9 protein-coding genes are annotated in these 7,862 nt (G+C 74.4%); 5 read left to right on the top strand and 4 right to left on the bottom strand.

Annotation, left to right across the window (positions count from 1 at the left end; translation table 11 throughout):
• Positions 1-87: 87 nt before the first annotated feature.
• Positions 88-477 carry a hypothetical protein gene (locus tag AE652_RS29735; protein ID WP_049657058.1) on the top strand — a complete coding sequence of 130 codons (390 nt, stop codon included), beginning with the start codon at positions 88-90 and terminating at the stop codon, positions 475-477.
• Between the two features lie 43 nt (positions 478-520).
• Here the strand turns inward: AE652_RS29735 and AE652_RS29730 are convergent, their stop codons facing one another.
• Complete coding sequence (locus tag AE652_RS29730; protein WP_049657061.1) at positions 521-1,399, bottom strand: helix-turn-helix transcriptional regulator; 879 nt, start codon at positions 1,397-1,399, stop codon at positions 521-523.
• A 111-nt stretch (positions 1,400-1,510) separates the two neighbouring features.
• Between AE652_RS29730 and AE652_RS29725 the strand changes: the two genes are divergently transcribed.
• Positions 1,511-3,031, top strand: coding sequence for an MFS transporter (locus AE652_RS29725; RefSeq protein ID WP_369808341.1), 1,521 nt, complete (start codon positions 1,511-1,513; stop codon positions 3,029-3,031).
• 125 nt (positions 3,032-3,156) lie between these two features.
• On the opposite strand, the gene AE652_RS29720 is transcribed toward AE652_RS29725, so the two are convergent.
• Positions 3,157-3,960 carry an alpha/beta fold hydrolase gene (locus tag AE652_RS29720; RefSeq protein WP_049657055.1) on the bottom strand — a complete coding sequence of 268 codons (804 nt, stop codon included), beginning with the start codon at positions 3,958-3,960 and terminating at the stop codon, positions 3,157-3,159.
• A 61-nt stretch (positions 3,961-4,021) separates the two neighbouring features.
• Positions 4,022-4,393 carry a MerR family transcriptional regulator gene (locus AE652_RS29715; protein ID WP_049657054.1) on the bottom strand — a complete coding sequence of 124 codons (372 nt, stop codon included), beginning with the start codon at positions 4,391-4,393 and terminating at the stop codon, positions 4,022-4,024.
• 78 nt (positions 4,394-4,471) lie between these two features.
• On the opposite strand from AE652_RS29715, the gene AE652_RS29710 reads away from it, so the two are divergent.
• Genes AE652_RS29710 through AE652_RS29700 form a run of 3 tightly spaced genes read left to right on the top strand, consistent with a single transcriptional unit; the run spans position 4,472 to position 6,451 of the window.
• On the top strand, positions 4,472-5,713 hold the full coding sequence (locus AE652_RS29710; RefSeq protein ID WP_049657052.1) for an MFS transporter: 1,242 nt from the start codon (positions 4,472-4,474) through the stop codon (positions 5,711-5,713).
• A 31-nt stretch (positions 5,714-5,744) separates the two neighbouring features.
• A complete protein-coding gene (locus AE652_RS29705; RefSeq protein ID WP_063780313.1) occupies positions 5,745-6,038 on the top strand; it encodes a type II toxin-antitoxin system Phd/YefM family antitoxin in 294 nt (97 codons plus the stop codon).
• Positions 6,035-6,451: a type II toxin-antitoxin system VapC family toxin gene (locus tag AE652_RS29700; RefSeq protein ID WP_049657049.1), complete on the top strand. Its 417-nt coding sequence runs from the start codon at positions 6,035-6,037 to the stop codon at positions 6,449-6,451. The genes AE652_RS29705 and AE652_RS29700 overlap by 4 nt, the downstream gene beginning before the upstream one ends.
• A 530-nt stretch (positions 6,452-6,981) precedes the next feature.
• Here AE652_RS29700 and AE652_RS29695 read toward each other — a convergent pair.
• Positions 6,982-7,578, bottom strand: a complete 597-nt coding sequence (locus AE652_RS29695; RefSeq protein WP_049657047.1) for an alpha/beta hydrolase — start codon at positions 7,576-7,578, stop codon at positions 6,982-6,984.
• Between the last annotated feature and the right edge of the window lie 284 nt (positions 7,579-7,862).

The following is a 7,862-nucleotide window of genomic DNA, read 5'->3' as shown; positions in this document are numbered from 1 at the left end:
CGACGCGGTGCGGGTCGAGCACACGGCGGGCGGGGCCGCCGAGCGGCTGCCGCTGGAGCGGGTCCGGGAGCGCGGCCGGGGTGCGGCGTGAGCGGCACCTTCGCCCTTGCCCTCGGCCCCGCCCGTTCGTCCGTCCTGCCCGCGCGCTTCGCCCAGGTCCCGGTCCTGGCCGCGGTCGCGCTGCTGCCCTGGCTGGCGGTCCTCGCCGTCTGCCACGAGACCCCGTGGGTCGTGCTCGACCTCACCGAGTTCGCCGCCCTGCTCTCGCTGGACGCGCTGCTGCGCCGCCGCAGCCCCGCCGCGCTGTGGGCGGGCGCGGCGGTGGCCCTGCTGCTCACCGGGGACGCGCTGGCCGACATCGCCTGCGCCGGGCCGGGCCACGCGGTGCTCGCCGCGCTGGTCATGGCCTCCTGCATAGAACTGCCGCTCGCCGTGGTGTGCCTGCGGCTCGGGCGGGACGCGGCGGTACGGGGCTGAGGCACGTCGACGCCGCCCGGCCGACACGAGCCCGAGGAACTCCCTAGGCCCCGGTGGGCAGGCGGTCCATCAGCGCGCGGGTCTCGTCGTCCAGCGGGGTGTACGTGATCATCCGTGTCCCCAGCTGCGGGCTGAGCCAGAAGTTGGTGTACTCGCAGCGCAGCAGCCCGACGTCCGGCACCTGGAAGCGCTTGATCCCGTTGCCCGGCCGCATCACGTCGTGCCGCTGCCAGACCTCCGCGAAGTCCGGAGAGGCCTTGAGCAGCCGGGCCAGCAGCGCCTTCCAGGCCGGCTCCGAGCTGTGGTCGGCCATCGCCGAACGGAACCGGGCCACCATGCCGAGGCGCTCGGTGCGGTAGTCGATCAGCACCTCGCGGAACTGCGAGGGCGTGAACGCCATCCACATCAGGTTCCGGTCCTCGGGAGCCATCCGGTCGAGGTCGCCGACGACCGCGGTGTACTGGGCGTTGTACGCCAGCACCTGGTAGCGGGAGTTGAGCACCACGGCGGGGTACGGCGCCAGCCGCTCCAGCAGCAGCCGCACGCTCGGGGTCACCGAGGGGCACTCCTTCACCGGCGCCGGGTCGTCCGTGCCGGCCAGGGTGAACAGGTGGGCGCGCTCGCTCGGGTCCAGCAGCAGCGCCCGGGCCACCGCGTCCAGCACCTGGGCCGACACCTGGATGTCCCGCGCCTGCTCCAGCCACGTGTACCAGGTCACCCCGACCGCGGCGAGCTGGGCGACCTCCTCCCGGCGCAGCCCCGGTGTCCGGCGGCGGCCGGTCATCGGCAGGCCCACCTGCTCGGGCCCGAGGCGCTCGCGACGGCTGCGCAGGAACGCGGCCAGCTCGTGCCGACGGGCGTCGCCGGGGGCGCTCCGGCGCTGTGCGGCGCTGTGCGCGGCGTCTTGCGCGGCGGGGGTCATCAGGCTCATGCTCCCCAGCATGCGCCAGCCGTAAGCCTGTTGCCAGGTACTTCTTATACCTGGATAACCACACTCTGGTACCAGGGTACGGCGCGGCGGATCGTAGGACCCGTGACCCAACCACTCACCGTCGCCCCCGCATCGAGCCGCGCCGCCACCACCCCGGGCACCGCGGCCGCCCGTACCTCCGGCACCGGGCCGGCCGGCTCCACCGGTCCTGCCGGTCCCGCCACCGGCTCCACCGGTCCCGCCGCCACCCTCGGCACCGCCGGACTGGTCACCGTCCTGCTCGGCGCCTTCCTGCCGATGCTCGACTTCTTCATCGTCAACGTCGCCCTGCCCACCATCGACCACGACCTGGCCGCCGGACCCGCCGTCCTGGAACTGGTCGCCGCCGGCTACGGCATCGCCTTCGCCGTCCTGCTCGTCCTCGGCGGACGCCTCGGCGACAGCTACGGCCGCCGCCGGCTCTTCGTCATCGGCGCCGTCGCCTTCGCCCTCACCTCGCTGGCCTGCGGCCTCGCCCCCGGCGCGTGGTCCCTGGTCGCCGCCCGGGCCGCCCAGGGCGCCTCGGCCGCGCTGCTGATCCCGCAGGTGCTCGGCACCATCACCGCCGCCACCGAGGGCGCCCGGCGCGGCCGCGCGCTCAGCGTCTACGGCGCCGTCGGCGGGATCTCGGTGGTGATCGGGCAGGTGCTCGGCGGGATGCTGGTCGCCGCCGACCTGTTCGGCACCGGCTGGCGCTCGGTGTTCCTGCTGAACGTGCCGTTCGCGCTGCTCGCCGTGGTGCTCGCGGTCCGCTACGTCCCGGAGAGCCGGTCCACCACGGCCGCCCGGGTCGACGTCCCCGGCACCGTCCTGCTCACCGCCACGCTGCTCTCCCTGCTCGTCCCGCTGATGGAGGGCCGGGCCGCCGGCTGGCCGCTCTGGTCCTGGGTGCTGCTGGCGCTGTTCCCCGTCTTCGCCGTCGCCTTCGGTGTCGTCGAGCGGCGCGCCGAGCGGCGCGGGGACACTCCGCTGGTGCCGCCGTCCCTGCTGCGCATCCCGGAGATGCGGCGCGGCCTCGGCATCGCGCTCCCCTACTTCGCGGGCTTCGGCGGCTTCATGTTCGTCATCGCGGTCGCCCTCCAGCAGGGCCTCAGGCTCGGCCCGGTCGCGGCCGGCTGGGCGCTCGTCCCGATGGCCGTCGGCTACTTCTCCGCCTCGCTCGCCGGCCCGCGGCTGATCGGCCGCTGGGGCAGCCGGGTGCTCAGCGCGGGCGCCGTCGTCCAGGCCACCGGCCTCGCCACCCTCGCCCTGACCGTCCTGGCCGACTGGTCGCACTTCTCCCCGCTGCGGATGGCCCCGGGCGTCGCCCTCGCCGGCATCGGGCAGGGCCTGATCGGCACCCCGCTGTTCCGGGTCGTCCTCGCCAAGGTGCCCGCCGCCCGGGCCGGCGTCGGCAGCGGCGTCCTCGCCACCGGCCAGCAGTCCAGCCTCGCGCTCGGCGTCGCCACCCTCGGCACCCTCTACCTCTCCCTCTCCCCCGTCCTCGGCATGGACCGCGCGCTCGCCCTCTGCCTGGGCATCCAGCTCCTCGGGTCCTTCACCATCCTGTACCTGACCACCCGCCTGCCCCGCTCCATCGGCTGAGCCGTGGCTCCGGGGGCCGGTTCACGGGTTCTGGGCTCCGGGCTCCGAGCTCCTGCGACGGCGGTGGACGGCCCCGCGACCGGTACGACCGGTCGCGGGGCCGTCGGCGTTCCCGGGGCCGGCCCTCAGCGCCGAAGTGCGTCGAGCCAGCGGCCGACCAGCGTGCGGACGGTGCCGGCGGCCTCGACCTGGGGGTTGTGGCCGACCCCGTCGAGGACGGCGGCGGCCATCCGGGGGTAGTGGTCGAGCAGGGCGAGCTGGTCGCGCCAGCCGACCAGGGCGTCCTGCCGGGTGGTGACCAGCAGGTGGCGGCCACGGTGCCGCGCGGCCCGGTGCTCGGGCCAGTGCGGCAGCAGGAAGTCGGCTTCGAGCTCGGCGGCGGCCGCCCGGTCGTGCGCCTCCCAGCCGGGCCGGACGTACCGCTGGAACAGCTCCCAACTCGGGCCGGTGTGGCGGGCCATGACGTACCGGAACAGGTCGCGGTCGGCCGCCGGGAGACGGGCGAGGAGGTCCTCGTCGCGTTCGACCACGGACTCCTCCGGCAGGTCGCGGTCGGCACCCCAGCGCACCACCGGCACCAGCAGCGCCGAGCCCAGCACCTGCTCGCCGAAGCGCGCGGTCACCGCCCGGGCCAGCTGGCCGCCGAAGGACTGCCCGACCACGGCGAAGGGCCGCCCGCCGACCTGGGCCTCGATCCACTCGGAGAGCACCTCGGCCAGGGCGGCCGCCGAGGTCGGGCCCGGCAGCCGGGGGCTGGCGCCGTGGCCGGGGAGGTCGAGGTAGAGGCGCCGCCAGCCGGGGCGGTCGGCGAAGGCGGGTTCGAGCGGGAGCAGGACGCGGTGGTCGACGGTGTAGCCGTGGATCAGGACGATCGGGGTGCCGTCGCCGAAGGCGGTGTGGTGGATCGCGGGGGCGGTCGTGTCGGTCATGACGGCAGCGTCCAACCCTGACACCCGTGGCAAGGTCAAGCCGTCGAGTTCGGGTGGTGGATCAGGAGAGGCCCTTGACCACGTCCAGGTACTCCCGGATGGCGTCCCGGTTGCGCGTCAGGCACAGGATCCGGCGGGTCATCCGGTCCGCCTCGGACTCCAGGGTGGCGAGCATCTCCGGTGTGGCGTCGGCGAAGTGGATCGTCCGCGGGGCGTCCAGGGTGTCCAGGCAGGGCAGGATCTGCTTGATGATCCGGGTCGGCAGCCCCGCGTCCAGCAGCCCGCGGATCTGCAGCACCCGGTCCACGAGGTACTCGTCGTACGCGCGGTAGCCGTTCGCCTCACGACGCGGTGTGATCAGCCCCTGCTGCTCGTAGTAGCGCAGCAGGCGCGGAGTGGTCTCCGCCCGCCGGGCGAGCTCGCCGATGCGCATGTGTGACCACCCTCACCCCGGGCCGGCGCCATCCCGGCTGGACCTTGACACGAATGTCAACGATAGACGATCGGGCCCATGTCCACTCCCGAACTCCGCACCCCCGCACAGCCGGTGGCCCCCGTACCGAGGCTGCCCTGGCCCGCACTGCTGGCCATGAGCACCGCCGGATTCGTCACGATCATGACCGAGGCCCTGCCCGCCGGAGTACTGCCCGCGATGAGCGCCGACCTCGGCGTCGGCCAGTCCGCCGCCGGGCAGTCCGTCACCCTCTACGCCGTCGGCTCCATCGCGGCCGCCATCCCGCTGACCGCCGCCACCGGCCGCCTGCCGCGCAAGCGCCTGCTACTGGTCGCCGTCGGCGGCTTCGCCGCGGCCAACGCCGTCACCGCCGTCTCACCCGACTACCCGCTCACCATGGCCGCCCGGTTCGCGGCCGGCCTGGTCGCGGGACTGCTCTGGGCACTGCTGGCCGGGTACGCCCGGGGCATCGTCGCGCCGGAACAGCGCGGACGGGCGATGGCCGTCGCCATGGCCGGCTCGACCGTCGCCCTGTCGGTGGGCGTGCCCGCCGGCACCCTGCTCGCCGGCCTGGTGGGCTGGCGGGTCACCTTCGGGCTGATGAGCGTGATCGCCGTGGCACTGGTCGGCTGGATGCTGCTCGCGCTCCCGCCACTGCCCGGCCGCGCCGACCAGGCCCGCGTCCCCGTCCGGCAGGTGCTGCGGACGCCGGGCGTGGCCACCGTCCTGGCCGTCACGGCGACCTTCGTGCTCGCCCACAACGTCCTCTACACGTACGTCGCCGCCCTGCTCGCGCCGCTGGGGCTCGACGGCCGGACGGACACCGTCCTGCTCGTCATCGGACTGTCCTCACTGGTGAGCATCCTCGGCACCGGCGCCCTCATCGACCGGTACCTGCGCCCCCTGACCATCGCCGCCTCCGTCCTCCTCGCGGCCGCGGCCCTGCTCCTCGCCGCCTCCCTGCTCGGCTCGACCGGCCGGCCCGCCTACGCCGCCGCCGCACTCTGGGGCCTCGGCTTCGGCGGCGCCGCCACCCTCCTCCAGACCGCCGTCGCCGACGCGGCCGGCCCGGCCGGGGACATCGCCCAGTCGCTGCTCGTCACCTGCTGGAACCTCGGCATCGCCATCGGCGGCCTGGCCGGCGGCCTCCTCCTCGACCACGCCGGGCCGGCCGCCCTGCCCTGGTCCGCCCTCGTCCTGCTGGCCGCCGCCCTCGCCACCACCATCGGCGGGCGCCAGCACGGGTTCCCGGGGCATGGCGGCACTCGTTCGTGTGAAGTCGACGCACATTCCTCGTAATCGCCGCACGCCTGGCTCTACCGTGAGTCGTATGACAGCCAGAGTCCCCATCCGACAGCTCCAGCAGCACGCCAGCGAGTTGATCGACCGGGTCGCGGCCGGCGAACGCGTGGAGATCACCCGCAACGGGCGGCTGATCGCCGTCCTCGCGCCGCCCGACCCGGAACAGCGGGTGCTGGAGGACCTCGTTCGAGACGGCACGATCGCCCCCGAGAACGCCGCCACCGCGCGTGGCCTGGCCGACTGGACGTTGCCCGAATCCGGCGCCGGGCTCGCGTCGGCCGCCGACGCCCTGCACGCCATGCGGGAGGAGGAAGGCCATTGATCTACCTCGACTCACGCGCGATCCTCAAACTTCTGGTACTTGAGGACGAATCCAGCGCGCTGCGCACGTTCCTCTCCTCGCACGGCTCCGAGGGCCACGCGACCAGCGCGCTGGCCCAGGTCGAGGTGCCGCGCGCGCTGATCCGGGTCGGTGCACCAAAGGAGTTGCTGGACGCGTCGGTGGACCTGCTCGACCGGCTTCTCCGCGTCCGGCTCTCCGATCCCGTCCTCAGGGCCGCCTGCCTGTTCCCCACCCGACGCCTCCGCACCCTCGACGCCATCCACCTCGCCACTGCCGAGCACCTCGAGCACGCGCTCACCGCCTTCGTCACCTACGACAAGCGCCTGGCCGACGCAGCCGAGGAGCGAGACCTGCCAGTGGTCGCGCCCGGACGGCCGACCGACTCCCGGTAAGCGGGCATCCGGGCGCCCTTGGCCACATCGGCGCCGGATGGTGGCACCGGCGGGCGATGACCGGCTCGCTGCCGCGCTTCCACGAAACCAGGCAGTGATACCTGTCGACGTCGTAGCCGCGGTCGGGGAACAACCGCCACGGCCGTTGGCGCGGCCGACCGGTCTTCCCGTGGATGCGCGGAATCGCGTGCGGCAGCGGCAGCGGCAGCAGCCGGGTGACGTCGTGGCGGTGGCCGGCGGTGTGCCCCGGCCGGCGGTGACCACGTGATGCTTCAAGCGGCCGGGCGCGGCCGCTCCCTGGCCTGGTGCCGGTCCCCGCGGTCGGCGCCGGCAGGTCATGCCCGAGCCGAAGCCGGGCTCCCGCGGCGGCCAATCCCCTTGGATCCCGGTATGCGACACGAACAGGCTCCCCTGCGGACAGCCCCGGTCGCCCAGCGGCCGACGGCCGGGCTTGCGAAGCCGGTGCGGCCGCACCGGTAGCAGCGGCTCGGCCCGGCCACGGCGGTCTCTGCCCCGCAGGGCTTCCGTCCCTACGCCCCCGTCGCCAGGGAGGCGACGAAGCGGTCCAGGCGGGAGGTGACCTGCCGCAGGACGTCGATCGAGCCCAGGGGGTCGTCCGGCAGCTCCAAGCCGTGGTCGGCGGCGGGTACTTCGAGGACCTCGTGTCCGGTCGATTCGGCGGTCCGGCGGTCCCACAGCTTGTCGGCGCCGCCGCCGACGAGGAGGGTCGGGGCTTCGGCGCGGGCGAGGGCGCGGGCGACCGGCTCGGAGGTCAGGACGGGGGTCAGCCAGGCTGCGACGAGGCCGCGGTCGGCGGCAACACCGCAGGCGAAGGAGGCCAGGGACTTGCCGACGAGCAGGCGGCAGGCGCCGCGCTCGGCGTCGACGGCCTCGGCGACCTGCCGCTCGACCCAGGCGGTCCGGTCCTCCGGCTCGAACGCCCGGAAATCGTCCGGGAGTTGCCACCACAGCTCCTGGACCGTCCAGCCGTGCCGGAGGAGCACCGAGCGGGCGAAGTGGAGGAGGGGCCTGGCGGGCGTGTACCCGACGCCCGGGACGACGAGCGCGACGCGGTCGGGGGCTCCGTCGAAGCGGGTGGGGACGGCGAGCGGGGAGGGATCCGGCATGGGCGCAGGGTACGTGGCCGATCGCTGTGACGTGATGTCAACCCTGACCATCGTCAGGGGCATTGCTTGACTTTCGGGTCGGGTGCCAAGGGGGTCTCGGCCTCTACCGTCCGGACCATGACGTACACGGACAGGAATTCGAGGCAGACCGGCGCCGCCAGGGCCACCGCCAGGCCCACGGCCAAACCCAGGGTGAGGCCCATGTCCCCCCTGGAAATCCTCGCCCTGCTGGCCGCCCTCGCGCTGGTGACGGCCCGCTGGCTGCCCCCCGCCGCCCGCCCGCG

This window comes from Kitasatospora sp. MY 5-36, assembly GCF_001182915.1.
In the GTDB taxonomy this organism is placed as follows: Bacteria; Actinomycetota; Actinomycetes; order Streptomycetales; family Streptomycetaceae; genus Kitasatospora.
This window is presented reverse-complemented; position numbering and strand designations above follow the sequence as displayed.

Bases quoted from the DNA above. Each gene is read 5' to 3' on its own strand.
- AE652_RS29720 (WP_049657055.1), bottom strand. From the start codon at position 3,960: ATGACCGACACGACCGCCCCCGCGATCCACCACACCGCCTTCGGCGAC.
- AE652_RS29730 (WP_049657061.1), bottom strand. From the start codon at position 1,399: ATGACCCCCGCCGCGCAAGACGCCGCGCACAGCGCCGCACAGCGCCGG.
- AE652_RS29715 (WP_049657054.1), bottom strand. From the start codon at position 4,393: ATGCGCATCGGCGAGCTCGCCCGGCGGGCGGAGACCACTCCGCGCCTG.
- AE652_RS29710 (WP_049657052.1), top strand. From the start codon at position 4,472: ATGTCCACTCCCGAACTCCGCACCCCCGCACAGCCGGTGGCCCCCGTA.
- AE652_RS29695 (WP_049657047.1), bottom strand. From the start codon at position 7,578: ATGCCGGATCCCTCCCCGCTCGCCGTCCCCACCCGCTTCGACGGAGCC.
- AE652_RS29705 (WP_063780313.1), top strand. From the start codon at position 5,745: ATGACAGCCAGAGTCCCCATCCGACAGCTCCAGCAGCACGCCAGCGAG.